The following is a 24716-nucleotide window of genomic DNA, read 5'->3' as shown; positions in this document are numbered from 1 at the left end:
CTCCTCCGTATCGCTGGCCGCGCGGCGCGGCACGACACAGAAGATAGGGGCAACCCGCCCGCCGCGACGACCCGTCCGGCGCTCAGCGCGACGGCGCGGGGACCATCTCGGCGTACACGATGGTCAGGACGAGTCCGGCCAGCCACACGGCGGCGCACCACCACGCGGTGGCCCGCCCGGTCACGGCGGGTGCCCGCCCGCGCAGCATCATGACCGCGGGCACCGACGCGGCGACCATCAGCGCGACCCCGGCCCCCCACACGGCCCACGCCGCGGGGGTGCGGTGCACCTTCACGCGGCTGAGGCCGAACGCGGCCTGGCCGATCGCGTAGACGAACACGAGCGTGAACACCACGATGCTCTGCGCGATGGTCTTGCGCAGCGCCCGCAGCGGGTCGCGCCGCGGCGCCTCGTCCTCCGCGGGCGGTTCCGGCTCCGTCACGCGGCATCCCCCGCCCGGCGGCGCTCGGCGTAGCGCGGCGAGAACGTCTCCAGCAGCCGGACGGTCTCGGCGAAGGGCAGCTGGCCCGGGGCCGGGCGCCCGCCGATCGCGGAGTACGTGATCCGCGAGCCGAGCAGGGGGAAGAAGACCCGCGATCCCGCGCCCTCGGCGCCCATGCCGATCACGATCATGGAGTCGTACCGCACGAGCAGCCCGGCGAGCACCCGCAGGTCACCCGGTCCGCGCGCCATAGTGCTGATCTTGACGAGGTCGGCCCCCGCGGCCACGGCGGCCTCGACCGTCGCGCGCAGCGCCGTCTCGTCCGGGGTCGTGTCGAAGTCGTGGTAGGAGACGATCACCAGCCGGTCGGCGGCGCGCGCCGCGGCGACCACGCCGGGCAGGATCGCCGCCGACGACAGCTCCACGTCGACGGCGTCGATCTCGGGCATGACCGCCTCGAACAGCGCCAGCCGCTGCGCGTCGTCGCCGGGCCAGTAGCCGCCCTCGGCCTTCGAGCGGATCGTGGCGAGGGTCGGCAGGCCGGCGGCGCGGAACGGCGCGACCGCACGCAGGACGTGGGCGGGGTCGGTGCTGCGATGCCAGTCGATGCGCAGCTCGGCGAGGTCGACCCCGAGCGCGCGGGCGCGCGCCGCGTCACCCTCGGCGTCGTCGTCGCCGAAGCTGACGGCGACGAGCGGCACCTCGCCGGCCAGTCGCTCACGCAGCGTTGCCATGGACTCCCCCTGCCTTTCGACAGGGAGTCTACGGCCCGGCCTCGAAATATCGGATGCCGTCCCCTCCGGTATTGCCGCATCCTGGCCGAATGACACGCTTCGACCTGCGCGCGGCGGACCTTCGGGTGCTGAGGTCAGCGCGGGGTCAGCAGGCCGATCGTCTCGAAGTGTTGGGTCATCGGAAAGCTGTCGAACGCGCGTAGTGACGTCAGGGCGTAGCCCTGTTCGCCGAAGGTGCGCACGTCCCGTGCGAAGGCCGCCGGGTCGCACGCGACGTACGCCACGGCGCGCGGGCCGCGGGACGCGATCCATGAGACCACCGCGCGGCCGGCGCCGGAGCGTGGCGGGTCGAGGACCACCATGTCGACAGTGCGCCAGCTCGGGTTGGACAGCACCTGCGCCACGTCGCCGCGGACGAACGTCACGTTGCGCAGGTCCCGCAGGGCGCGCCGGCCCGACGCCACCGCCCGGTGGTCGGACTCCACGACCGTGACGGGGCCGCAGTGCGGGGCCAGGGCGGCGGCGAAGACCCCCGCACCGCCGTACAGGTCCCACGCCCGCTCGCCCTCCGCCGGGCGCAGCATGTCCAGGACCGTGGTCGTGAACGCCTCGACGGCGTGCGGGTGTACCTGCCAGAAGGCGCCCGGGTCCAGCGTCCACTCGCGGCCGGCGGCGTGCTCGCGGACCGGGGCGGCGGGGGATGTCACCCGGCCCGTGCGGGAGGCGCGGGTCACGGCCGCGGTGTCGCCGGACGAGGACGCGACCGCCTCGATGATGGTGCCCGGGGGCCAGGTGCGGTCGAGGATCGGCAGGGCCTGGATCGCGGGGTGGGCGATGCGGCAGCGGTCGACGGGGACGATCCCGGAGGAGCGGTGGCGGTGGAACCCGGCCCGGCCGTCGGCGCCGACGGCGTACTGGACCCGGGTGCGCCACGACAGCGGCCCACCGGGCAACGCCTCCACCAGTTCCGACAAGTCCGACACAACCGATAAATCGGAGAAATCCGAAACACCGCCGAGCCGCGTCAGCTGCTCGAGCAACACCTGCGACTTCAAGCGCCGCTGGGCGGGCCACGACGCGTGCTGCCAATCGCAGCCGCCGCACGCGCTCGGGCCGGCGAACGGGCACGGCGGGATGACCCGATCCGGCGACGGCAGGAGGATCTCCACCGCGTCGGCGCGCAGGAAGCCCTTGCGGCGGTCGGTGACCCGGGCCCGCACCCGCTCGCCCGGCAGCGCGTGGCGGACGAAGACGACCTGCCCCTCGTGCCGGGCGACGCAGATCCCGCCGTGCGCGACCGGCCCGACCTCGAGCTCCAGCAGATCGGTGACCATGCTCACGCCTCGGGGGTGCCGGTCGAGCGCGGCCCGCGCTTCGGGCCGCGGCTCAGGGTCGCGTCAAGGCGGTCGATGTCGACCTCGCCGATGGAGCTGAGCTGCCACGGGACGCTGGTCACCATCACGCCGGGCTCGAAGAGCAGGCGGCCCTTGAGGCGCAGCGCGCTCTGGTTGTGCAGCAGGTGCTCCCACCAGCGGCCGACGACGTACTCGGGGATGAAGACGGTCACCACGTCGCGCGGCGAGTCGCGGCGCTTGCTGCGCACGAAGTCGAGGATCGGGCGGTTGATCTCGCGATACGGGCTCTCGACGACGGTGAGCGGGACGGGGATGCCGCGCCGCTCCCAGTCGTCCTGCAGCGCGCGGGTGTCGTGGTCGTCGACGTTGACGGTGAGGGCGGTCAGCGTGTCCGGCCGGGTGGCCTGCGCGTAGGCGACCGCGCGCAGCGTCGGGCGGTGGACCTTGCTCACGAGTACGACCGCGTGATTGCGCGCGGGGAGCACCGGCCGGTCCTCGGAGGGCGTGAGCTCGCGGGCGACCGTGTCGTAGTGCTTCCTGATGCCGACCATGAGGAAGTAGATGACGATCATCGCGATGATGGCGATGTACGCGCCGAGCAGGAACTTGGTGACGAGGACCACGACGAGCACGGCGCCGGTCAGGGTGAGGCCGATCATGTTGATCGTGCGGGACCGGATCATGCGGTTGCGGGCCTGCTTGTCGCGCACGGTGCGCAGCAGCCGGTTCCAGTGCCGGATCATGCCGGCCTGGGAGAGCGTGAACGACACGAAGACGCCCACGATGTACAGCTGGATGAGCCGCGTGACCTCGCCGTTGAAGCCGACGATGAGCACCATGGCGGCCAGCGCCAGCAGGATGATGCCGTTGGAGAAGGCCAGCCGGTCGCCGCGGGTGTGCAGCTGGCGCGGCAGGTAGCGGTCCTGGGCGAGGATCGAGCCGAGCACCGGGAAGCCGTTGAAGGCGGTGTTGGCCGCCAGGAACAGGATGAGCGCGGTGATGACGCCGACCACGTAGAGCATGATCGACCCGGCGCCGAAGACGGTCTGGCCGAGCTGGGTGGTGACGGTCTTCTGCACGTAGTTGGCCGGGCCGCTCTCGATCTGGCTCGGGTCCTCGACGAACTTCAGGCCGGTCTTGTTGGCCAGCAGGATGATGCCGAGCAGCATCGTGATCGAGATCGTGCCGAGCAGCAGCAGCGTGGTCGCCGCGTTCCTGCTCTTGGGCTCCCTGAACGCCGGTACGCCGTTGGAGATCGCCTCGACGCCGGTGAGCGCCGCGCAGCCGGAGGAGAAGGTGCGCAGCAGCAGGAAGGCCATCGCCAGGGTGGTCATGTTGGTGTGCTCGGCATGGATGACGAGGTCGGCGCTGGGCGCCTTGAGGTCGCGGCCGAGCACGAAGATCTTGAAGAACCCGGTGATGATCATCCCGATCATGACGATCATGAAGCCGTACGTCGGGATCGCGAACGCCGCCCCGGACTCCCGGATGCCGCGCAGGTTCATGGCCGTGAGCAGCGCGATCGCGATGATGGAGATGGCGACCTTGTGGGTGGCGACCCACGGCACAACCGAGCCGAGGTTCGCCACGCCGGAGGCGGTCGACACCGCCACGGTGAGCACGTAGTCCACGAGCAGGGCGCTGGCCACCGCCACCCCGAAGCGCGGGCCGAGATTGACCGTCGCCACCTCGTAGTCGCCGCCGCCGGACGGGTACGCGTGCACGTTCTGCCGGTAGCTCGCGACGACTGTGAGCATCACCACGGCGACCGCGGCCCCGATCCACGGCGAGATCGTCAGCGCCGTCGCGCCCGCGATGGACAGCGTCAGCAGGATCTCGTCCGGCGCGTACGCGACCGACGACAGCGCGTCAGAGGCGAACACGGGCAGCGCGATGCGCTTGGGCAACAGCGTGTGTTTGAGCCGGTCCGAGCGGAACGGTCGACCCACGAGCAGCCGCTTCATCAGGGAGGTGGGACTGGCCACGACGCCTAAGCGTACGGGCCGCCCCTCCTCCCGATGCACCGGTCGGGCCCGCGCATGACATCCTCGTGTCTGAGTGCCTAGGGACACGGAGGCGGGGACGTGCACGTCGTGATCATGGGTTGCGGTCGCGTGGGTTCCACGCTGGCGCAGAGTGTGGAGCAGCGCGGACACACGGTCGCGGTGATCGACGCCGACGCCGACGCGTTCCGCCGGCTGGGCTCGGAGTTCCAGGGCACCACGGTCACCGGGATCGGCTTCGACCGCGAGGTTCTGCTGCAGGCCGGCATCGAGCGCGCCGATGCCTTCGCGGCCGTCTCCTCGGGCGACAACTCGAACATCATCTCGGCCCGGGTGGCGCGCGAGACGTTCGGCGTGAGCCGGGTCGTGGCCCGCATCTACGACCCGAAGCGCGCGGAGGTCTACGAGCGCCTCGGCATACCGACCGTGGCGACGGTGCGCTGGACGGCCGACCGGATGCTGCGCCACCTGGTGCCCGAGGGCAACGTGGAGGTCTGGCGCGACCCCACCAGCACCGTCTCCATCGTCGAGGTACCGATGCACCCGGACTGGATCGGGCACACCGTCGGGCAGCTGGAGCGGCGCAGCGGCGCCCGGCTGGCCTATCTCATGCGCTTCGGCCTGGCGATGCTGCCCACCGAGTCCACCGTGATCCAGGACGGTGACCTCGCGTTCATGCTGCTCACCGACGAGATGTCCCGCTCAGTGACGAAGATCACCACCTCGGCGCCCGAAGGGGGACATTGATCATGCGTATCGCGATCGCCGGGGCCGGCAACGTGGGCCGCTCCATCGCCAAGGAGCTCATCGACAACGGCCACCAGGTCATGCTGATCGAGCGGGTGCCGCGGATGGTGCGGCCGGAGCGGGTGCCCGCCGCCGAATGGATCCTCGCCGACGCGTGCGAGCTGTCCAGCCTGCAGGAGGCCGACCTCTCCTCGTGTGACGTGGTCGTCGCGGCCACCGGCGACGACAAGGTCAACCTGGTGGTCTCGCTGCTGGCCAAGACCGAGTTCGCCGTACCGCGGGTGGTCGCCCGCATCAACCGCGCCGAGAACGAGTGGCTGTTCAACGAGCAGTGGGGCGTCGACGTCTCGGTGAGCAAGCCGCGGCTGATGGCGGCGCTGGTCGAGGAGGCGGTGTCGGTCGGCGACCTGGTCCGCCTGATGACCTTCCGGCAGTCCGAGGCCAACCTGGTGGAGATCACGCTGCCGGACAGCGCGCCGTACGTCGGCCACCCGGTCCGCGACGTCCCGCTGCCGCACGACTCGGCGCTGGTCGCGGTGCTGCGCGGCCGGCGGGTGCTGGTGCCGACCCCGGACGACCCACTCGAGGCGGGCGACGAGCTGATCTTCGTCGTCACGGCGGAGATGGAGGACGCGGTCCGGGCCGTGATCCTTGGTGAGGACAGCGTGGAGAAGGCCCGCGACCGGCGCAGTTCCTAGGCAGTTCCTAGCTCGGCGGCGCCTTCGGCGCGGCGCCGGCGGGGGGGTTCCCACCCCGCACCCCCCATGCCCGCTCCGCCGGCACTTCTACCTGCGCTCCGCGCGAACGCAGGTAGTTACCAGCCTGGCGGCGCGGGGGGTTCCCACCCCGCACCCCTCATGCCCGCTTCGCGGGCACTGCTGCCTGCGCTCCGCGCGAGCGAGGCGGCGCAGTTTCCGGCCTGGCGGCGACTGCGCTTCGCGTGTGGCTGGGCCTAGGCCTCCTGCTCGGCGGTCTCGGCGGGCTCGTCGCGCAGGATGCGGCGGGCCTGCCAGACCGTGAGGGCGGCCAGCAGCGCGTACGGCGGCCAGCCCAGCGCCAGCCGGGCGACGCCGAGCAGGTCGTCGGAGCCGGCGCTGTTGTCGCGGTAGAGCAGCACCTGCACGCCGAGCTTGAGCGCGTAGACGACCGCCCACAGCACCGTCAGCCAGACGAAGGCGCGACGCAGCCGGATGTTGTCGTACCAGCGGGTCGTGCCGCCGTCCAGCGTCACCGCCCAGAGCCAACCCACCAGCGGCCGGCCGATGAGCACCGAGACCAGCATGCCCACCACGTAGCCGACGGTGAGCAGCATGCCCGGCAGGTAGACGTCCTTGGCGTCGCCGCTCTTCCAGGCGAGGTAGGCCCCGATCGCGATGCCGAACACGCCGTTGAGCGCGTGCCGGGTCGGCTCGCGGCGGGCGAGGCGGTAGATCCCCATCGACAGTGCCGCGCCGACGGCCACGATGAGCGAGGTGCGCAGCGACCACCACTTGTAGTGCCCGCCCAGGAAGTTGACCACGATGAACAGCGTGATCGGGACGCTGGACTCGATGAGCCCCCGCACGCCGCCGAGCTGCTGGGCCATCTGCACCGAGAACGGCGGTAGCGGCTCTTCCTCGTCCGCGGTGGTCTCGGCCTTGGTCTCGTTACCTGGTTGCATCCGGCCTCATCGTGGGTTCTCAAGCTCGTAGTACGGGTTGTAGAGCACCTTACGGCCGTCGCGGACCGCGATGCGGCCCTTGGCCGTAATGGCTCGACCCGGCTCGATGCCGGCGATGTGCCGCCGGCCCAGCCACACCAGCGTGACCAGGTCGCTGCCGTCGAAGAGCTCCGCCTCCAGGGTCGGCAGGTTGGTGCGCGGGGTGTAGACCACCGTGCGCAGCCGGCCCTTGAGGCTCACTACCTGCCCCCGCTGACACGACAGCGCGGGCATGCTGCCGCACTGCTTCGCGTCACGCTGCAGCTCCTCCGCGTCGAGCTCGGAGTCGCTCGCGGTCAGCCGGCGAAGAAACTTTCGCAGCCCCCGCTCCTGCACCGCGTCACTGTCCGTGGCCATGATGACGGTGCCACCCTTCCCTTCGGCCGTCATGACACCCTCACTAAGACGGTACGCGTTTTTCCTCTATTTGCGACGGGGCCTGGGTGACGGCTTCCGGCCGGTGGCCTCCGCGCCGTCGGCACCCTCCTCGCCGGCCTCGTCCTCGCCGGCCTGCGGCTGGGCGCCGGCCTCGGTGACCTCCTTGGGCAGGTGCAGCGGCAGCGCCTCGCGCACCGGCATCGCATCGTGACCGCGCTCGACGACCAGGTTGCGCAGGCACTCCAGCAGCGCCGGGGCGACGGACGGGTCGACCGCGGCCGGGCCCTGGAAGACGGCGCGGACGAGCCAGCGCGGGCCGTCGACGCCGACGAACCGGATGTCGGTCAGGCCGTCGGGGGTGCGGACCCGGGCGCGCAGCTCGGTGCCGTAGTCGCCGTCGGCCTCCTCCGCCGCGACGCCGTCGTTGAACAGCTGCTTGCGGATCTCGCCGCGGACCTCGTCCCAGATGCCCTCGCTGCGCGGCGCGGCGAACACGCCCAGCTGCAGCGCGCTGTCCTGGGAGACCAGCACGATCTGCTGGATCTTGCCGTCGTTGTCGGCCTGGACCCGCACCTCGACGCCGTCGACCGCGGGCACCTTGAGCGCGCCGAGATCGAGCTGGGCGATGCCGGCGGGCGCCTCGCTGACGTCGTACGGGCCCTCGGCGCGCGCCGACTTGCCGGTGCGGGGCTCGTCGTCCTCGGCCGCGGCGGCGTCCAGGTCGTCGTCGAGCTGCTCGTCGAACGCCTCCCGGCCCTGCACGTCGCGCGCGTCCGGCTTGGCGTGCCGCCCGCTCCCGCGATTGCGCGAGAAGATCACTGCTCTGCCTCCAAGATCGCTGCCGGTACGAGCCCGGCATGCCCGCCGGTGGACCCGTGGCCGCCGGCCCCGCGCACAGTATCGGGAAGGTCCTCGACGACGTGGAAGTGTGCCCGCTCCACGCGCTGGATCACAAGCTGGGCAATTCGGTCACCACGACATATCTTCGCCGAGATCACCCGATCGTGATTGATGAGATTCACCAGGATTTCGCCCCGGTACCCCGCATCCACGGTGCCTGGCGCGTTGAGCACCGTCACACCCATCCGCGCGGCGAGCCCGGAGCGCGGGTGCACGAGGCCGACGTACCCGTCGGGCAGCGCGATCGCGATCCCGGTGCGCACCAGCACCCGCTCGCCCGGGCCGATCTCCACGTCCTGCGCCGCGAACAGGTCGGCCCCGGCGTCGCCCGGGTGCGCGTAGGCGGGCAGCGGCACGCCCGGATCGAGCAGCCGCACGAGCACGTCCATCCCCATGCCCTCCATCCTGCCGGGTCCCCTCCGCGCGCGAGCACGTACCCTCGCCTACGTGGCACAGCCGAACCCGTACCGTGAGCGACTCAGCCTGTCCTGGTGGCTGTGGCTGCCCGCGGTCGCCGTCGCGGCGGCGCTGGCCGCCGAGGTGAAGCTGGGTGCCCCCGGGGCGGCCACGTGGGTCGCCTACCTGGTGCTGCTGCCGCTGACCGTCGCCGGGCTCTGGCTGCTGGGCCGCATCCGCATCGAGGTGTCCAACGGCGAGCTGCGGGTCGACGACGCGCACATCCCGCTGCGGTACGTCGGCGAGGTGACCCCGCTGAGCGCCACGGACAAGCGCGACCTGATGGGGCCGTACTCGGACCCGGAGGCGTTCGTCGTCCAGCGGCCGTGGATCGGCGGCGCCGTGCGCCTGGAGGTCCGCGACGAGGCCGATCCCACGCCGTACTGGCTGGTCAGCACCCGGCGGCCGGAGGCCCTCGCCGAGGCGCTGCGCGAGGCTCAGGCCTCGATCACGCGCTGATCCGGCGGCGCGGCCAGGTCCTTGCGGATCTCGTGGCCCAGCGCCAGGGTGGCGCGGCGGTTCAGGAAGCCGCCGACCGCGGCACCGGTCAGGAACGGGCCCAGGGTGCTCAGGTTGCGCCCGAAGCGCCGCAGCAGCCGGTCGCGCAGCTCCTTGCGCAGCGCGGTGCCCATGGCGGCGGCCACGCTGCCGCCGACCCGCAGCGGGTTGACGCCGCGGCGCTCGGCCCACGCCTGGATCAGCGTGAACGCGCGCTGGGTGCCGTTGCCGGGGATGGGGCGTTCGTACACCGCGTGCAGCTCGCCGATGAGCTTCATCTCCACCGCCACGACCGCGACGGTCTCGGCGGCCAGCAGCACCGGCGCGGAGAGCAGGCTCGGCGTGGCGACCCATTCGACCGCGGCCACGCCGCCGCCGGCCGCGCCGATGCCGGCGGTGACCCGCGAGGCGTTGCGGATGAGCCGCTCGGCCAGGGCCTCGCGGTCCAGCCCGGGGTGGTGCGCCCGCAGGGTCTCCAGGTCGCGCACGGGGATGTACGGCGCGACGCGGGTCACCGTGTCGGTGATCCAGCCGATCGCCTTCCGGGGCCGGAACAGGTCCTTGACCCCGCGCTCGCCGATTTCGATCCGGACCAGCCGGCCCAACAGGCGCCGGCGGTCCGCGGCGGGGATGTCCTCGTCGGTCAGCGCGACGACGGCCTGCGACAGCTCCGCGTCGTCGGCCGGGCCCGCGGGGGCGCCGGCCCACCCTTCCGGCTGGACGGGGGCGTTCTCGGCCGCCTCGTCGGCGGGCACCGGCTCGACCATCGTCAACCTCCGGGGGTACGGGAACGGTCGCCCTTCAAACTGAAGCACGCCGCCGCCAGATTCGCGTGATCAACTCGTCGTCACGACGATCACAGCACCGGTCCTGCCGCGTGTGTGCGGCCACGCGGCAGGACGGTCAGGCGCACTCGCGGCAGATCAGCTCCCCGTTGCGCTCGGCGGCCAGCTGGCTGCGGTGGTGCACCAGGAAGCAGCGCGAGCAGCGGAACTCGTCGGCCTGCATCGGCAGGACCTTCACCGTCATGTCCTCGTCGGCGAGGTCGGCGCCCGGCAGCTCGAAGTTCTCGGCGAGGTCGGAGTCGTCGACGTCGACGGTCGCGGACTGCGCGTCGGTGCGGCGGGACTTGAGCTCCTCGAGGCTGTCCTCCCCGAGGTCGACCTCGTCGCGACGTGGCGCGTCGTAGTCGGTGGCCATCGGTGTTCACACTCCCAATTTCATGTCGCCGGTCAGGTTGGGCGCCCGAAGCAACGTTGTCTTCTACGTCCAAGGGCGGCGTACCTTACCGCCCTCGGACGTTTGTTGTACGCCCACGCGCGGAAACTTGTTCCCACTGTGACCGAGGCGACACAACGATCTTGCCGGAGCGTGTCCAGGGACCCGCCGCGCGGCGATGCGACGATACCGCCCGTCCGAGTTTTCCGTGGGGAGTCATCCCGCAACGGCGAGTAGGAACTTCGTGGTATGTCCGGTGGGGACTTCAGCAGCGCCTGCGCGCAGGCGCTAACCTCTCCGGCAGCCAGAGCGTCTTCTCTGGTGACAGAGCAAGGTTCGAGGCGGGCGCGGGGAGCGAGCCATGAGTTTTGCGCGGGTGAGAGCACTCGCGGTGGTCGGCGTGCTCATCGTCGCCGCGGCGGTGTTCGTGATCGTCGCCGTGGTGAAGGACCGCCAGGGCGGACCGGCCGGGGATGCGAAGAAATGCGCCGAGGGATCGGTGATGGCCAACGCCAAACTGCCGACGCAGGAGGAGGTCAAGGTCACCGTCTACAACGCCACCAACCGCTCCGGCGCGGCCTCCGACGTGGCCAGCGACTTCCTCAGCCGGCGGTTCAAGGAGGCGAAGGTGGTCACCGCCGCGCCCAACCCGCCGGTCAACAAGCCCGGCAACGTGGTCGCGGTGATCCGCTTCGGCCCGCAGACCGTCGGCGCGGCGTGGCTGGTGCGCGCCTACTTCCTCAATGAGGCGGAGAACGAGTTCGACAAGGCCCGCCAGGACGACAAGGTGGAGATCATCCTGGGCGGCAGGTTCCGGCAGTTGCCGACGACGACCGAGGTCAACCAGGCCATCGCGGCGCTGGGCAACCCGGTACTGCCCGAGGGCACCTGCGCCCGCGACGACACCTGAGCGACGACACCTCGGCGACCGCACCCGAGCGCAGCCGAAACCCGACACTGCTGAGACCTGAGCCCCGACGAAGCCTGAGGCCCGACGACGCCCGAGCCACGTGACCGCGCAGCCCCCGGAGGCACCGGGGGCCGGGCCGGCGCGCCACGGGTCGGCGGCGGTCTTGCGAAGGCTGGCGGCCGGTCACGGACCGCCGGCGGCGTCCAGCTCGCTCAGGCGGTCGTGGAGGGCGGGGTGCAGCCCGGGCGGGGCGGCGATGACCATGTCCGGGCCGGGCGGCGCGCCGTCCAGGCCGGTCACCAGCGCGCCCGCCTCGGCGGCGACCAGCCCGCCGGCGGCGTGGTCCCAGGGGTTGAGGCCCTTCTCGTAGTACGCGTCGAGGGTCCCCTCGGCGACCATGCACAGGTCGATCGACGCCGCGCCGAAGCGGCGGATGTCGCGGATGTGCCCGATCAGCCCGGCCAGCACCCGGGCCTGGTGCAGCCGGCGCTGGGCGGCGTAGCCGAAACCGGTGCCGACCAGCGCCTGGGCCAGGTCGGTCTCGCCGGACACGGCGAGCCGGCGGTCCCCGGCGAACGCCCCGCCGCCCCGGGTCGCGGTCCACTCCCGGCCCGTCGCCGCGTTGCGCACGACGCCGGCCACCACGACGCCGTCGACCTCGGCGGCCAGGGACACCGCGTACTGCGGCAGGTCGTAGAGATAGTTCACGGTGCCGTCGATCGGGTCGAGGATCCAGCGCACGGGGGCGCGGTCGCGCTCGCCGCCGTACTCCTCCCCGAGCACCGCGTCGCCAGGGCGCGCCTCGTGCAGCCGTTCGCGCACGTGCCGCTCGACGGCGCGGTCGGCGGCGGTGACCACATCGGTGGCCGTCGACTTGGTGGCGACGGCCGCGACGCCGTCGGCTCGCATGCGCCTGGCCAGGTCGCTCGCGGAACGGGCGACGGAGACGGCAAGGGCCAGAAGTTCGACCGGTCGGTCCATGGTCACCATCCTTACAAAGTCGCCTCGGGCCCTCCGCAGCCCATCCGTTCGGTCACAAGACGTGCGTTCAGCCCCCTCAAGAGGGGATGTTGGGGCGAGAGAGCGTTACAATTCACGCGCTGCCCGCTGTCGCCAGTGAATCCGCCGGAGTCACTGCACACGGGCGCCACCAAAGCAAACCTGGCCACTCAGCACGGCCGCGCCGTGCGCGAACCCGGCCGCACCGGCCGTCGCTCGCTCATCGCACCGGAAGGTCGTTCGTGACAGCAGCTCACCAGCCCAGCGTTGACGTACGCTCCCTCGCCGACACGCTGATCGCGCGTGCGGCCGCCAACGGCGGTCATCTCACCTCGGCGGAGGTCGCGCAGGCGGTCGACACCGCAGACGTAACCCCAGCGCACGCCAAGAAGCTGCTGAGGAGCCTGGCCGAGGCGGGAGTGACCGTCGTGGTCGACGACTCCGCCCACGGCCGGCGCCGGGTGGCCGCGGCCCGCTCCGCCACCCCGGCGTCCAAGGCGGCCACCGCCAAGGCCGCGCCGGTCCGCAAGGCACCCGTTGCCAAGCCGCTCACAGCCGTCGGGTCCGCACCGGAGCCGGCGGCGGCGAAGAAGGTCCCAGTGAAGAAGGCCGCGCCATCGGCGCCCACCGCATCCGCCGCGGCTGCCGCCGCGCCCGCCGCCGTGGCCCCGGCCGCGGCACCGGCGAAGAAGGCCCCGCCCGCCAAGAAGGCGGCGAAGAAGGCCGCGCCGGGCAATGCCGTGCCCGCCGCGAAGAAAGCATCCCCGGCCGGGTCGGCCGAGCCGGGCGCCCCGACGGCGGGCGCCGGCGACGAGCCGGAGCTCGAGGACCTCGACGACGCGGCCCTTGCCGCCGAGATCGAGGACGTCGTCGTCGAGGAGCCCGTCGAGGAGACCAAGGCCGCCGAGGCCGACGCCGAGGCCACCGCCACCGACGACGACTTCGCGTGGGACGACGACGAGTCCGAGGCCCTCAAACAGGCCCGGCGCGACGCCGAGCTCACCGCCTCCGCCGACTCGGTGCGGGCGTATCTCAAGCAGATCGGCAAGGTCCCGCTGCTCAACGCCGAGCAGGAGGTCGAGCTCGCCAAGCGCATCGAGGCCGGCCTGTATGCGGCCGAGCGCCTGCGGGCGGCCGAGGAGGCCGGCGAGCCGATGACCCTGCCGGCCAGCCGCGACTTCATGTGGATCTCGCGGGACGGCGAGCGGGCGAAGAACCACCTGCTCGAGGCCAACCTCCGCCTGGTCGTGTCGCTCGCCAAGCGGTACACCGGCCGCGGCATGGCCTTCCTGGACCTCATCCAGGAGGGCAACCTCGGCCTCATCCGCGCCGTGGAGAAGTTCGACTACACCAAGGGCTACAAGTTCTCCACCTACGCCACCTGGTGGATCCGCCAGGCCATCACCCGCGCCATGGCCGACCAGGCCCGCACCATCCGCATCCCGGTGCACATGGTCGAGGTGATCAACAAGCTCGGCCGCATCCAGCGCGAGCTGCTCCAGGACCTGGGCCGCGAGCCCACCCCGGAGGAGCTGGCCAAGGAGATGGACATCACGCCGGAGAAGGTGCTGGAGATCCAGCAGTACGCGCGCGAGCCCATCTCCCTCGACCAGACCATCGGCGACGAGGGCGACAGCCAGCTCGGCGACTTCATCGAGGACTCCGAGGCCGTCGTCGCGGTCGACGCGGTCTCCTTCTCGCTGCTGCAGGACCAGCTCCAGCAGGTCCTGCAGACGCTGTCGGAGCGCGAGGCGGGCGTGGTGCGGCTGCGCTTCGGCCTCACCGACGGCCAGCCGCGCACCCTGGACGAGATCGGCCAGGTGTACGGCGTGACCCGCGAGCGGATTCGCCAGATCGAGTCGAAGACGATGTCGAAGCTGCGCCACCCGTCGCGTTCTCAGGTGCTGCGCGACTACTTGGACTGAACGCTCGTTTTCGCTGTGCGCGAACCCGGGCCGTCCCATTTGGGACGGCCCGGGTGTGTTTCCGGTCACCGAGGGCATTACATGAGCCGTGGCGGCGCGCCAACCCACTTGTGATCGCAAGCAAGGCGCGATAGGAAGCACGTAGCGGGTAGTTTGGATCCGCACTTGGAGCGGACTGCCAGTAGGACGGAAATGTGACATCGGTCCCGCGCACCGGGCGGGAACGATGTCGGGCAACACGGTGTTGAACCATCTGTGAACGACGCAAGGAAGCGTTCGTCGGTGACGATCAGAGGAGGAAGGCGATGACCCCGACCCTCACGCCGCCGCCGGAGACGGCGGCGCCCCCCGCCGCCGAGGAACGGTGCGACCGCTGCAACGCGGCAGGGAAGCTTCGAGTCAGGCTCGCCGAAGGTGGCGATCTGATCTTCTGTGGACATCACGCCAACAAGTACGCCGACCAGCTGGTCAAGATCGCTGTTGAGTACGCCGTCGCCCCGGACTTCTCGTGGCGCGGTTCGGAGCTCTCGGCCGGCTGAGACCGATACGGTTTACCGCAGGGCGTCCCTTCGGGGATGCTCTGCGGTCGTTTTCAGGCCCTGGAGATCCCCGACGCCGCACGCCAGGGCCCTCGGAGGCCACCACAACGCCCCGAAGAGCCGAGGGGCCGGCCGGCCGTCACAGGGTCTGGATCGTGGCGATGCGCTCCTCGAGCTGCTCGATGGTCGCCTGGGCGCTCGGCGGGCCCCCGCACAGCCGGCGCAGCTCGGCGTGGATCTTGCCGTGCGGCAGGCCGGTGCGGTGGTGGTGCGCCGCGACCAGCGTGTTGAGCTGCCGGCGTAGCACGATGCGCCGCTCCCCTGCGGTGCGCGGCTGCGGCGGGATGTCGGGCGCGGCCGTCGCCGTCGCCGCGGACCCGCGCCGCCGCTCGGCCGCGGCCTGCTCCGCCTGCCGCTTGGACAGCAGCGCCGAGACCTGGTCCGGGGTCAGCAGGCCGGGCAGCCCGAGGTACTCCTCCTCCTCCGGCGTCCCAGTCTGCGCCGGCAACCCGAACGTCGCCCCGTCGAAGATGACCTGATCGAGTTCGGCGGTGGCGGACAGCGCCTCGAAGCTCTTCTCCAGCTCACCCGAGGCCTTCTCCTCGCGGTTGGCCCGCTCCAGCTCGTCGTCGTCGAAGCCGTCCTTGCGCTTCGGCTCGCCGAGCACGTGGTTGCGCTGCGCCTCCAGCTCGCTGGCCAGCTCGAGCAGGTGCGGCACGCTGGGTACGAAGACCGTCGCCGTCTCGCCGGTCCGGCGGGCGCGCACGAAGCGGCCGATCGCCTGGGCGAAGAACAGCGGGGTGGAGGCACTGGTCGCGTACACGCCGACGGCCAGGCGCGGGATGTCCACGCCCTCGGACACCATCCGGACCGCGACCATCCAGCGCTCGTTCGACCCGGAGAACGCGGCGATGCGGCCGGACGCGCCCACGTCGTCGGAGAGCACCACGACGGCCTTCTCGCCGGTCATCTCGCCCAGGACCTTCGCGTAGGCGCGGGCCGACTGCTGGTCGCTGGCGATGACCAGGCCGCCGGCGTCCGGCATGCCGTCGGCGCGCAGCTTCTGCAGGCGGGCGTCGGCGGCGCGCAGCACCTGCGGCATCCAGTCGCCGGTCGGGTCGAGCGCGGTGCGCCAGGCCTGCGCGATGAGGTCCTGGGTCATCGGCTCGCCCAGGCGAGCGGCCAGCTCATCGCCGGCCGACGTCCGCCAGCGGGTCTCCCCGGAGTACGCCAGGAAGATGACCGGGCGGACGACGCCGTCGCGCAGCGCGTCCGCGTAGCCGTAGACGGTGTCCGAGCGCGACCGGGCGATGCCGTCGGGCCCGCGCTCGTACTCCACGAACGGGATCGGGTTGTCGTCCGAGCGAAACGGCGTGCCGGTGAGCATCAGCCGCCGCACGGCCGGCTCGAACGCGGCCTTCACCCCGTCGCCCCAGGACTTCGAGTCGCCGGCGTGGTGGATCTCGTCCAGCACCACCAGCGTGCGCCGGGTGACCGTCCGCCGCTTGTGTACGGCGGGAGCGATGCCGACCTGCGCATAGGTGACCACGGTGCCGTGGAAGTCGGAGGCGGCGTGCACGTCGGAGTTGCGAAACCCCGCGTCGAGGTCGATGCCGACCCGGGCCGCGGCCTGCGCCCACTGCGTCTTGAGGTGCTCGGTCGGGGTGACCACCGTGAGGTTGTCGATGGTGCCATCGCCGAACAGCTCCAGCGCGACACGCAGCGCGAACGTGGTCTTGCCGGCGCCGGGCGTCGCGACGGCCAGGAAGTCCTCTCGCTTGCCCCGCAGGTACTCCATCAGGGCCTTGCGCTGCCACACCCGGAGCGTCTGACCTTGCTGCACCACCGGACGCGGCGGCATGCGGCACCCCTCCCCGTCGATACGTCACATCGCGTCGTCCCGTCGCACCGGCCCGGCCGGCGGGCGCGCGGCCCGGCTCGTCCGTCCCGGCGCGCCACCCGGCCCCCACGTCCGGTTTGTCCCCTCGGCCCGTTTGATCCCGGGCTTGGGCACATGAAAACGCCCTCGCGTCAGCGCGGACCGCGAAGGCGTTGACAGCCTAGCGGGCATCGGCCCGGCGAGGCGCCGAACCGAGCCGAACGTCACGAAGTCGGGTCGTCGTTATGGACCACGTTTTCGTAGAGGTCTTTGCACACGGGGCAGACCGGGAACCGGCTCGGGTCGCGCGAGGGCACCCAGAGCTTGCCGCACAGCGCCCGCACCGGTGTCCCTTCGATCATGGCCTGCATGATCTTGTCCTTCGGCGCGTAGTGCGAGAACTTCTCGTGGTCGCCGGCGTCGTAGCGGTAATCGGTGCTGGTCTGCTCTTCGACGCGCTCGTCGGTGAGAGTCCCGCCACCGTTCTCGGGAGTGGTCGTCACGGGTCCCAGTCTGCCAGGCTCGGCGCGAATTGGCCCGCACCGGCGGGGCTATGGTGGGCTGGTGATCAACCACGCCATCCGCTTCGGCCCGCACGTCGAGGCCGCCCGCACCGCCGGCGCACCGATCGTCGCGCTGGAGAGCACCATCATCTCGCACGGCCTGCCCCGCCCGGCCAACCTCACCGTGGCGAAAGAGATCGAGGCGACGGTCCGCGCCGCCGGCGCCGTGCCCGCCACCATCGGCATGATCGGCGGCGAGATCGTGGTGGGCCTCGACGAAGCCGAGATCGGGCACCTCGCGGCGAGCGACGACGTGGTCAAGCTGTCCGTGCGCGACCTCGCCCCGGCCGCCGCCGCCCGCGCCGACGGCGCCACGACCGTCGCCGCCACCTCGGCGATCGCGACCCGCGCCGGCATCGCCGTCTTCGCCACCGGCGGCCTCGGTGGCGTGCACCGCGGCGCGTCGTCCACCTTCGACGAGTCCGCCGACCTGACCGCGCTGTCCCGCCTGCCGATCGCGATCGTCTGCGCCGGCGTGAAGTCGATCCTCGACGTCGGCGCGACGCTGGAGCGCCTGGAGACGCTGGGCGTCAGCGTGGTCGGCTACGGCACCCGCCGCTTCCCCGGCTTCTACCTGACCGACGCCGGCTACGACCTGGACTGGTCGGCCGGCGACCCGGACGCGGTGGCCGAGATCATCCGCGCCTCCCTCACGCACGACCTGCACCGCGGCGCCCTGGTCGTGGCCAACCCCCTGCCGGAGGAGGAGCAGCTCGACCCGGCCCTGCACGACCGGGTGCTGGCCGAGGGCCTGGCCGGGCTGGAGCGCGACGGCATCACCGGCAAGGAGGTGACGCCGTACCTCCTGTCGCACTTCCACGCCGCGACCGAGGGCCGGAGCCTGGACGTGAACGTGCGCATCATCCTGCGCAACGCCGACCTGGCCGCCCGCATCGCCGCGGCCCTGTGAGCCGGCATCGCCGACATCGGCGGTATCGGCCCGGCGGCGGCGCGCGGTGAGCGTCGTGGTCATCGGCGACGTCGTCACGGACATCCTGACCGTGCACGAGGGCCCGCTCGCCATCGGCTCAGACACCATCGCCAGCGTGCGCATCGGCGGTGGCGGGTCGGCCGCCAACACGGCGGCCTGGCTGGCTGCGGCCGGGTGCCCGGTCGTCTTCGCCGGGGTCGCGGGTGACGACGAGCCGGGCGACGCGCGGGTCGCCGAGATGCGCGCCGCGGGCGTGACGACGAGCGTGCGGCGGGTGGCCGGGGCCGCGACCGGGACCGTGGTCGTGCTGACCTCCGACGCCGAGCGCACGATGTTCACCGACCGGGGGGCGAACCGGCTCCTGGACCGCTCCGACGTCGAGCGGGCGCTCGGGCTGCCCGGGGTGGGGCATCTGCACCTGTCCGCCTACGTGCTCTTCGACGCCGACTGCGCCCCGGCCGGGCGGTACGCGCTCGCGGAGGCCCGCCGCCGGGGGCTGACCACGAGCCTGGACGCCGCGTCGGCCGCGCCGCTGGAGCGCATCGGGGCGAGCGCGTTCCTGGCCTCGGTACCCCGGCCCGGCATCCTGTTCGCCAACCTGGACGAGGCGCGGGTGATCGCCGGGCCCGGCGGCGGGGCGGACACCGCGGCGCTGGCGCGGGCCCTGCTGGCCCACGCGGACGCGGTCGTGGTCAAGTCGGGGCCCGGCGGCGCCACCTGGGCGGCCCCGGGCGAGGTCGAGCACGCGCCGGGGGTCGCGGTGGCCGGGGTGGTGGACCCGACCGGGGCCGGCGACGCGTTCGCCGCGGGCTTCCTGGCGGCGTGGCTCGGCGGCGCCGGCCCGGAGGCGGCGCTGCGCCACGGCAACGAGCTCGGGGCGCGAGCGGTGTCCCGGCTGGGCGGGCGCCCCTGACCGGGGCCCGCACCTCAGTCGGCGTCGATGACCCGGTGCTCGCGCTCGTCGAGGGCGTGGCCCGGGTCCGGGTGGGACGTCGGGCGGCGGCGCAGCCGGTTGCGGAGCCGGTTTTCGGGGCGCGGGGGCGCGTCGTTGGCCAGCAGCACCGCGATCATCGGCAGGCTGACGCCGCCGACGATGCAGAGGGTGAGCCACAGCCACAGCAGGGGCGGGCGGGTCGCGACCAGGATGGCGGCCACCACGACGCAGGCGGCACGCAGGAGCATCATGAACACATACCGCACCTCACGGGCGCGAAGCTCCTGTTCGGGGCTGCGCGCCGCGTCGGTGATCAGCTGCGGTCGTACCCTACGGGCCATTAATCCGAGTCTGCCACGCCCCCGCGCCCGACCGTGACTCAGGTGTCGGTCGGTTTCGTGGGTGGATTCTGCGCCCCGGAGTGGGCCATGCCCGCGCCCTGCTCGCGGGCCGTGGTTCCGGTGGCCAGCAGGTCGCGGATCTCGGTCAGGAGGCGGATCTCGTCGCTCGGCGCCTCCGGTTCGGGCTCGATGCCGCGCTTGCGGCGCTCGGCGAGCTTGTTCATGGGCACCACGATCAGGAAGTACACCGTCGCGGCCGTGAGCAGGAAGGTGATCACGGCGTTGACGAAGGTGGGCCACTCGAGCACCTGCTTGCCGATCTTGAGGCCCTGGGCGCCGTCGATGCCGATGCCGCCGCTCAGCTTGACCAGCGGCTGTAGGAAACCCTCGGTGAACGCGGTGACGACGCCGTTGAAGGCGGCGCCGATGACGACGGCGACGGCAAGTTCGATGACGTTGCCGCGCGAGATGAAATCCCGGAAACCCTTCAGCACGTAGGCACCTTACGAGAGGGCGGGGCGCCACGCACATCGCCGTCCGATCGAAGAGCGCTCAGCCCACCCAGCCGACGAAGCTGCCCGTGCGCCCCTGGTCGCGGCGGGGCGGGCGGGGCGCCGGGGCGCCGGCCAGGAGGGTGGTCACCGCGCGGGTCAGCCAGGCGTTGACCGACAACCCCTCGCGCGTCGCGGCCTCCTCGATACGCTGCTTGAGCCGCTCCGGCGGGCGGAAGTTGATCCGGCCGACCGGGCCGTCCGCGGGAGCCGGTTCGGCGGCGTTTGGCTCGGGGCGCGGCTCGGCGGGGTCGGCGTCGGGGGTGGTGACCACGAAGTACGGGTTGCGGTCGCGCACGCGGACCTCGACCGAGCCCGGCGCCAGGTCCCGGGTGATCTCGTCGGCGGCGTCGGAGAGCACGTCGAACATGGCCAGCCGGGTCGCCGAGGCCACCGCGGCGGCCAGGCGCTCGGCCAGCGCCGCCTCGTCCGGCCCGGCCGCGGCGAGCAGCTCGGCGCGCAGGCCGTCGACGTACCGGGTGAGGTCCATGTGGCAAGTATGGCAAATTCGATGGCGCCATCGGCGCCATCGATGCCGCCGTCCACGAGAAGATGATGATGATGATGACGCTTTGAACGGGGAGGGTTCATGATCCAGCTGCTGTCGCCCGACGGCACGCTACGCGCGGACGAGCGCGCGCCGCTCGACGTCACCCCGCGACTGTGCCGCGACCTGCTGCGCGACATGGTGCTCGCCCGGCGTTTCGACGAGGAGGCGCTCGCCCTGCAGCGCCAGGGCGAGCTGGGCCTGTGGCTGATGTCGCTGGGGCAGGAGGCGGCGCAGGTCGGCTCGGTACGGGCGCTCGCGCCGGGCGACTACGTGTTCCCTAGCTACCGCGAGCACGCCGCCGCGCGCTGCCGGGGCGTCGGCGCCGCCGAACTGCTGGCGCAGTGGCGCGGCGTGACGCACGCCGGCTGGGACCCGGCCCGCTACCGGTTCCACATCTACAGCCTGGTGCTGGGCACGCAGGCGCTGCACGCCGCCGGATACGCGGTCGGCGTCCGCCTCGACGGCGCCGCCGAGATCGTGCTCGCCTACTTCGGCGACGGCGCCAGCAGCCAGGGCGACGTGAGCGAGGCGCTGAACTGGGCCGCGGTGGCCGGCGCCCCGGTCATCTTCTTCTGCCAGAACAACCAGTGGGCGATCTCCACCGGCACGAGCCGGCAGATGGCCGCCCCGCTGCACCGCCGCGCCGAAGGCTTCGGCCTGGAGGCCCACCTCGTCGACGGCAACGACGTGCTCGCCGTGCACGCGGTCACCGCCAAGGCCGCGGAGTCGGTACGGCGGGGCGGGCGCCCGGTCTTCATCGAGGCGACCACCTACCGCATGGCCGGGCACAGCACCTCCGACGACCCGCGCCGGTACCGCTCCGACGACGAGGTCGAGGCGTGGCGCCAGCGCGACCCGATCGCCCGCCTGGAACGGCTCGTGCGTGCCCAGGACTGGGCCGACCAGCGCTTCTTCGACGAACTGGAGGAGGAGGCGGCGCAGGTCGCGGCCGAGACCCGGGCCGCGTGCCTGGCGCTGCCCGACCCGAAACCCGAGGACATCTTCCGGTTCACCCTGGCCGAGGAGACCGAGCTGCTACGTGAACAGCGGGAATGGATGGAGGCATACCGCACGTCGTTCACGGCACACTGATGGCGCCACTCACGGCGTCATAGTGATGTCATGACCGATGCGGGCATCGCTACCGCCGGGCTGCGCAAGGCATACGGGAACAAGGTCGTGCTCGCCGGCATCGACCTGGAAGTCCCGGCGGGCACGATCTTCTCGCTGCTCGGCCCCAACGGCGGGGGCAAGCCCACGATGGTGCACATCCTGTCGACGCTGCCGCCGGCCACCCACCCGCCGCGCCCGCGCTGACGCGGCTCAGACGGTGCTGCCGCAGATCGGCAGGGAGCGCAGGCGATCACCGTAGTGCCTGGCAAGGGCTTCGAAGCGCGCGTTGGCTTCGTCGAGCAGTTCACCGCGCCACGATTCCCTCATCCGCTCAACGGTCTGGGCGACGGCGTCCGCCGTCACGTCGGGGTCCTCGCCGATCCGCTCGGCCAAGCGGCGAAAGTCGTCCAGCGTGATGCCGGTCGGGCTCTTCTGGCTGTTGATGCTCAGAGCGAGCGGATCGTACTTGTACGCCGAGTAGATCGTCAGCGAGTGGAAGTCGTAGACCGGCGCCAGCCGGGGCGTGTGGCCGTCGGGGTAGAGCAGTGCCCAGTTCTTGAGGTGCGCGTCGGTGTTGCCAACGATGATCATCGCGGCCAGCCGCCGTACAAAGTCAAGGTAGCCTTCGGTACCGCAGAGCTGGGCGACCACCGCGCCGAGGCCGTCGTAGGACTGACCCGGTTCCCCGTACTTGAACATGGGCCCGACGTCCGCGACCTGCGCGAAGTCCTCCACGTGGACCCGTCCGCCCGGGGTGCGGTCGAACCGCTCGATGATATAGAGCAGGTCACTCGGGTCGGCCAGGCCGTCAGCGATGCCCTCGATCCGCCCGGCCGCGACCAGGTCGACGACCGGGACCTCGAACCCGGCAGCGGCAAGCCAGCGCATGGTCAGGTACTCGTTGGCCGGCAGGTCGCGGAAAACGCGGTCGGGCAGCTTCACGATCCACCAGCCGCCGTCGCCGCTCACCGGCGAGGTCAGCCTCGATCCCGCAACCGAGAACTTGAGCTGGACCCCGGCGAGCGAGTGGCGAAGCGGATGGTCGGGAGCCCCGCCCGAGGCCTCCGGTACGAAATCGTCATCCGGCTCCGCGTCGGCGTGGACGGAGACCGCGCCCGGTAGGTAGGCGCCCAGACGTATCAGCAGGGTGTAGTCGCCGACGTTGCCGCCGCCCATCTCGCGGATGATCTGCTTGCGCAGGGCGCCTTCGGGCAGCAGGTTGGCGAACCACGCCGGCACGCCGGTGCGCGCACGGCGGACGGTCCGGGGGTCGTCCTCAAAGATCTGCCCGAGCGTCCGGTGGGCAGGTGCGGAGAGATCGTCCTCGTAGGCGAACTCGCTGCGGCCCTTCAGGTAACGCAGCATGCCGACCCGGCGGTCGTGCAGGCGGACCTCGGCCGTCGTCGTTGCCGGCATTCAGACCGCCTTGAGCAGGTCGGCGACCGACCGGCCGTCGCGCGCGCCCCACTCCGCCATCCGGTCGACGTGCGCCTCGATCGCGGAGGTCAGGGCGGCCCCGCGCCGTTCGAGAAACGCATCCGCCGAATGCTCGCGCAGCAACCGCTGAGCCTCTTCGTCGACCAGATGGCTCGCGGCCACCTCCGCCGGTGCCGTCGCGAGTTGGCGACGCAGGAGCATGGCGGGGCCCGCCGTTACCACCGCCCGGTTGGCCAGCGTTGCCGGTGGCGCGGGGGCGACGTTGTCGAAGATCGGCCGCAGCGGGTTGCCGTCTTCCAGGAGCCGGACGAGGTCGAGCGGGCTGCCAGTCGACGGGTCACGAGGCTCGGCCGCGCAGAGGCAGAGAACGTTGATCTTCGTCATCGCCTGGTTGAAGTGCACCTTGTCCAGTTCGGCAGCGAAGTCCGCGGTCCGTGGCACCTGTTTGAGCAGCGCGCTGGCCGCTCCCACCTGGTCTGGCCCGGCAACCGCGCCGATCTGGCCCCGCATGTCGGCCACGCTCTGCCCGCGGGCGCGGGTGCCCGCTACCGCGCCGCGCCAGATCCACCGCCGCAAGAGCGTGGCGGCGCGGCCTTCCGGCGCTCCGTGCAGCCGGACGAACCGGACGAGGACCGGCACCACGTTGGAGTACGGCAGGAGCTTCATGTGAGGAATCTCCGCCACGTCGCGCAGGAAACCAACCACGTCCCGCAGGGCCACCCCGAGCCCCCGGAACGTTTCCGCCCGGTCCTCCGGCGACTCGAACTCGTGCGTGAAGTCGTCGCGGAAAATGTCACCGCCGCGATAGGCGAGCACACACCGCAGGACCAGCTGGTCGTCCATCGCACCGAAACCGAGTTCCGCCGAGATGCGGCCGATCGCCGCCAGGGTCAGCGGCTCGTCGGCCGCCGTCTGAGAGTGCAGCGCCTGGAAGACCTCGGCCTTCGTGAGCCGCTTCCCGGCGTTGTTCATGCGGGTGAAGATGTCCAGCAGCGGCTCCTCGTCGTCCGTGGTCACCACGTACGTCGGGATCTGGTACTCGCGGATCGCCTTGGCGGCCTGGTCCGCCAGCGCGAGATGCGCGTCGGAAAGCCAGTCCGTGTTCTCCCGCATCCATCGCAGCAAGGTCGCGGTGTCGAGCAGGAAGCTCACCGGAATCCAGGTGTACGGCGCCAGTTGCCGCGCACCGGCGGTGTGGAACTCGCCGGTGTCCAGGTCGAGGTGTACCCGGAACCGGGCGTCGGTCGCGACATGCGCGGCGCTCAGCGCACCGACGAGCGAGGTGATGCGCTGCTGGCCGTCCACCACCCACAACGCCGAGTCCAACTCCGGTGCCTCGACGGTCAGCGGGCCGACGTGCAGCGTCTGGGCCTTGGCAGGCCGGCGCCAGAGCAGGAGGTTGCCGATCGGGAAGCCCCGCAGGATGCTGTCGAACAGCTTGACGATGTCGCCCGCGTCCCACTTGAAACCCCGCTGGAACTGCGGGATCCGAACGAGGCCGCGCTGGACGTCGAGGACGAGGTCCTCCGGGGTGCGCTGCTCGATCCGCGGCCGCTCCAGGGTTGCCATGCCACCTCCAGCATCGTGTGGCCCAAGCCTAGTCGTCACGCGCCG

Annotated in this window: 27 protein-coding genes and 1 pseudogene; 10 read left to right on the top strand and 18 right to left on the bottom strand. The window is 71.9% G+C overall.

Annotation, left to right across the window (positions count from 1 at the left end; all coding sequences use genetic code 11):
* Positions 1–82: 82 nt before the first annotated feature.
* The 4 genes from ACGFI8_RS02725 to ACGFI8_RS02710 form a co-directional block, all read right to left on the bottom strand.
* Positions 83–442 (bottom strand): hypothetical protein, encoded by a 360-nt coding sequence (locus ACGFI8_RS02725; protein WP_392798926.1) that lies wholly within the window; start codon positions 440–442, stop codon positions 83–85.
* Positions 439–1176: a type I 3-dehydroquinate dehydratase gene (locus ACGFI8_RS02720; RefSeq protein WP_392798923.1), complete on the bottom strand. Its 738-nt coding sequence runs from the start codon at positions 1174–1176 to the stop codon at positions 439–441. Before ACGFI8_RS02720 ends, ACGFI8_RS02725 begins: the two co-directional genes overlap by 4 nt.
* 134 nt (positions 1177–1310) lie before the next feature.
* A complete protein-coding gene (locus ACGFI8_RS02715) occupies positions 1311–2510 on the bottom strand; it encodes a class I SAM-dependent RNA methyltransferase (protein WP_392798920.1) in 1200 nt (399 codons plus the stop codon).
* A 2-nt stretch (positions 2511–2512) separates the two neighbouring features.
* Complete coding sequence (locus ACGFI8_RS02710; protein WP_392798917.1) at positions 2513–4516, bottom strand: APC family permease; 2004 nt, start codon at positions 4514–4516, stop codon at positions 2513–2515.
* Between the two features lie 99 nt (positions 4517–4615).
* Between ACGFI8_RS02710 and ACGFI8_RS02705 the strand changes: the two genes are divergently transcribed.
* The gene (locus tag ACGFI8_RS02705) at positions 4616–5281 is read left to right on the top strand and encodes a potassium channel family protein (RefSeq protein ID WP_392798914.1); all 666 of its coding nucleotides are present in this window, start codon (positions 4616–4618) and stop codon (positions 5279–5281) included.
* Positions 5278–5979: a potassium channel family protein gene (locus tag ACGFI8_RS02700; protein WP_392798911.1), complete on the top strand. Its 702-nt coding sequence runs from the start codon at positions 5278–5280 to the stop codon at positions 5977–5979. The genes ACGFI8_RS02705 and ACGFI8_RS02700 overlap by 4 nt, the downstream gene beginning before the upstream one ends.
* A 254-nt stretch (positions 5980–6233) precedes the next feature.
* Here ACGFI8_RS02700 and ACGFI8_RS02695 read toward each other — a convergent pair whose 3' ends face one another.
* From ACGFI8_RS02695 to dut, 4 genes are all read right to left on the bottom strand, one after another.
* Positions 6234–6941, bottom strand: coding sequence for a DUF3159 domain-containing protein (locus tag ACGFI8_RS02695; RefSeq protein WP_392798909.1), 708 nt, complete (start codon positions 6939–6941; stop codon positions 6234–6236).
* 6 nt (positions 6942–6947) lie between these two features.
* The gene (locus ACGFI8_RS02690; protein ID WP_392799646.1) at positions 6948–7337 is read right to left on the bottom strand and encodes an OB-fold nucleic acid binding domain-containing protein; all 390 of its coding nucleotides are present in this window, start codon (positions 7335–7337) and stop codon (positions 6948–6950) included.
* 66 nt (positions 7338–7403) lie between these two features.
* Positions 7404–8177 carry a DUF3710 domain-containing protein gene (locus ACGFI8_RS02685; RefSeq protein ID WP_392798906.1) on the bottom strand — a complete coding sequence of 258 codons (774 nt, stop codon included), beginning with the start codon at positions 8175–8177 and terminating at the stop codon, positions 7404–7406.
* The gene (gene dut, locus ACGFI8_RS02680; RefSeq protein ID WP_392798903.1) at positions 8174–8662 is read right to left on the bottom strand and encodes a dUTP diphosphatase; all 489 of its coding nucleotides are present in this window, start codon (positions 8660–8662) and stop codon (positions 8174–8176) included. The genes ACGFI8_RS02685 and dut overlap by 4 nt, the downstream gene beginning before the upstream one ends.
* Positions 8663–8705: 43 nt before the next feature.
* On the opposite strand from dut, the gene ACGFI8_RS02675 reads away from it, so the two are divergent.
* The gene (locus tag ACGFI8_RS02675; RefSeq protein WP_392798900.1) at positions 8706–9173 is read left to right on the top strand and encodes a DUF3093 domain-containing protein; all 468 of its coding nucleotides are present in this window, start codon (positions 8706–8708) and stop codon (positions 9171–9173) included.
* Here the strand turns inward: ACGFI8_RS02675 and ACGFI8_RS02670 are convergent.
* Both ACGFI8_RS02670 and ACGFI8_RS02665 read right to left on the bottom strand, forming a co-directional pair.
* Positions 9152–9979 (bottom strand): hypothetical protein, encoded by an 828-nt coding sequence (locus ACGFI8_RS02670; RefSeq protein WP_392799643.1) that lies wholly within the window; start codon positions 9977–9979, stop codon positions 9152–9154. The genes ACGFI8_RS02675 and ACGFI8_RS02670 overlap by 22 nt on opposite strands.
* A gap of 136 nt (positions 9980–10115) precedes the next feature.
* Positions 10116–10412, bottom strand: coding sequence for a DUF4193 domain-containing protein (locus tag ACGFI8_RS02665; protein ID WP_392798897.1), 297 nt, complete (start codon positions 10410–10412; stop codon positions 10116–10118).
* Between the two features lie 379 nt (positions 10413–10791).
* Here ACGFI8_RS02665 and ACGFI8_RS02660 point away from each other — a divergent pair, with 379 nt between their 5' ends.
* Entirely contained in the window at positions 10792–11340 is a 549-nt protein-coding gene (locus ACGFI8_RS02660) for a LytR C-terminal domain-containing protein (RefSeq protein WP_392798894.1), read from the top strand.
* A gap of 183 nt (positions 11341–11523) precedes the next feature.
* On the opposite strand, the gene ACGFI8_RS02655 is transcribed toward ACGFI8_RS02660, so the two are convergent.
* Complete coding sequence (locus ACGFI8_RS02655) at positions 11524–12321, bottom strand: inositol monophosphatase family protein (RefSeq protein WP_392798891.1); 798 nt, start codon at positions 12319–12321, stop codon at positions 11524–11526.
* 260 nt (positions 12322–12581) lie between these two features.
* Between ACGFI8_RS02655 and ACGFI8_RS02650 the strand changes: the two genes are divergently transcribed.
* A complete protein-coding gene (locus tag ACGFI8_RS02650) occupies positions 12582–14264 on the top strand; it encodes an RNA polymerase sigma factor (RefSeq protein WP_392798889.1) in 1683 nt (560 codons plus the stop codon).
* Between the two features lie 305 nt (positions 14265–14569).
* Positions 14570–14803 (top strand): hypothetical protein, encoded by a 234-nt coding sequence (locus ACGFI8_RS02645; RefSeq protein ID WP_350622164.1) that lies wholly within the window; start codon positions 14570–14572, stop codon positions 14801–14803.
* 139 nt (positions 14804–14942) lie between these two features.
* Here ACGFI8_RS02645 and ACGFI8_RS02640 read toward each other — a convergent pair whose 3' ends face one another.
* Positions 14943–16664 (bottom strand): DEAD/DEAH box helicase, encoded by a 1722-nt coding sequence (locus ACGFI8_RS02640; protein ID WP_392798882.1) that lies wholly within the window; start codon positions 16662–16664, stop codon positions 14943–14945.
* A gap of 242 nt (positions 16665–16906) precedes the next feature.
* Complete coding sequence (locus tag ACGFI8_RS02635) at positions 16907–17185, bottom strand: DUF3039 domain-containing protein (RefSeq protein ID WP_392798879.1); 279 nt, start codon at positions 17183–17185, stop codon at positions 16907–16909.
* Positions 17186–17246: 61 nt separating this feature from the next.
* Between ACGFI8_RS02635 and ACGFI8_RS02630 the strand changes: the two genes are divergently transcribed.
* The gene (locus ACGFI8_RS02630; protein WP_392798876.1) at positions 17247–18155 is read left to right on the top strand and encodes a pseudouridine-5'-phosphate glycosidase; all 909 of its coding nucleotides are present in this window, start codon (positions 17247–17249) and stop codon (positions 18153–18155) included.
* Positions 18156–18201: 46 nt separating this feature from the next.
* Positions 18202–19089 carry a carbohydrate kinase family protein gene (locus ACGFI8_RS02625; RefSeq protein ID WP_392798873.1) on the top strand — a complete coding sequence of 296 codons (888 nt, stop codon included), beginning with the start codon at positions 18202–18204 and terminating at the stop codon, positions 19087–19089.
* 14 nt (positions 19090–19103) lie between these two features.
* Here the strand turns inward: ACGFI8_RS02625 and ACGFI8_RS02620 are convergent, their stop codons facing one another.
* From ACGFI8_RS02620 to ACGFI8_RS02610, 3 genes are read right to left on the bottom strand one after another with little or no spacing between them, the layout of a single operon-like run.
* On the bottom strand, positions 19104–19451 hold the full coding sequence (locus ACGFI8_RS02620; RefSeq protein ID WP_392798870.1) for a DUF3099 domain-containing protein: 348 nt from the start codon (positions 19449–19451) through the stop codon (positions 19104–19106).
* Positions 19452–19489: 38 nt separating this feature from the next.
* Positions 19490–19945, bottom strand: coding sequence for a large conductance mechanosensitive channel protein MscL (gene mscL, locus ACGFI8_RS02615; protein ID WP_392798868.1), 456 nt, complete (start codon positions 19943–19945; stop codon positions 19490–19492).
* A gap of 58 nt (positions 19946–20003) precedes the next feature.
* Positions 20004–20492: a toxin-antitoxin system HicB family antitoxin gene (locus ACGFI8_RS02610; protein WP_392798866.1), complete on the bottom strand. Its 489-nt coding sequence runs from the start codon at positions 20490–20492 to the stop codon at positions 20004–20006.
* A 99-nt stretch (positions 20493–20591) separates the two neighbouring features.
* Between ACGFI8_RS02610 and ACGFI8_RS02605 the strand changes: the two genes are divergently transcribed.
* Both ACGFI8_RS02605 and ACGFI8_RS02600 read left to right on the top strand, forming a co-directional pair.
* Positions 20592–21644, top strand: a complete 1053-nt coding sequence (locus ACGFI8_RS02605; protein WP_392798864.1) for a thiamine pyrophosphate-dependent enzyme — start codon at positions 20592–20594, stop codon at positions 21642–21644.
* 30 nt (positions 21645–21674) lie between these two features.
* Positions 21675–21836, top strand: a pseudogene (locus ACGFI8_RS02600) (ABC transporter); the annotation flags it as partial.
* A 39-nt stretch (positions 21837–21875) separates the two neighbouring features.
* Here the strand turns inward: ACGFI8_RS02600 and ACGFI8_RS02595 are convergent.
* Together ACGFI8_RS02595 and ACGFI8_RS02590 are read right to left on the bottom strand one after the other, a co-directional pair.
* Positions 21876–23081 (bottom strand): type II toxin-antitoxin system HipA family toxin, encoded by a 1206-nt coding sequence (locus ACGFI8_RS02595; protein WP_392798861.1) that lies wholly within the window; start codon positions 23079–23081, stop codon positions 21876–21878.
* A complete protein-coding gene (locus ACGFI8_RS02590) occupies positions 23082–24671 on the bottom strand; it encodes a DUF262 domain-containing protein (protein WP_392798859.1) in 1590 nt (529 codons plus the stop codon).
* Between the last annotated feature and the right edge of the window lie 45 nt (positions 24672–24716).

It is taken from the genome of Dactylosporangium sp. NPDC048998 (genome assembly GCF_043197855.1).
Classification (GTDB): Bacteria; Actinomycetota; Actinomycetes; order Mycobacteriales; family Micromonosporaceae; genus Dactylosporangium.
This window is presented reverse-complemented; position numbering and strand designations above follow the sequence as displayed.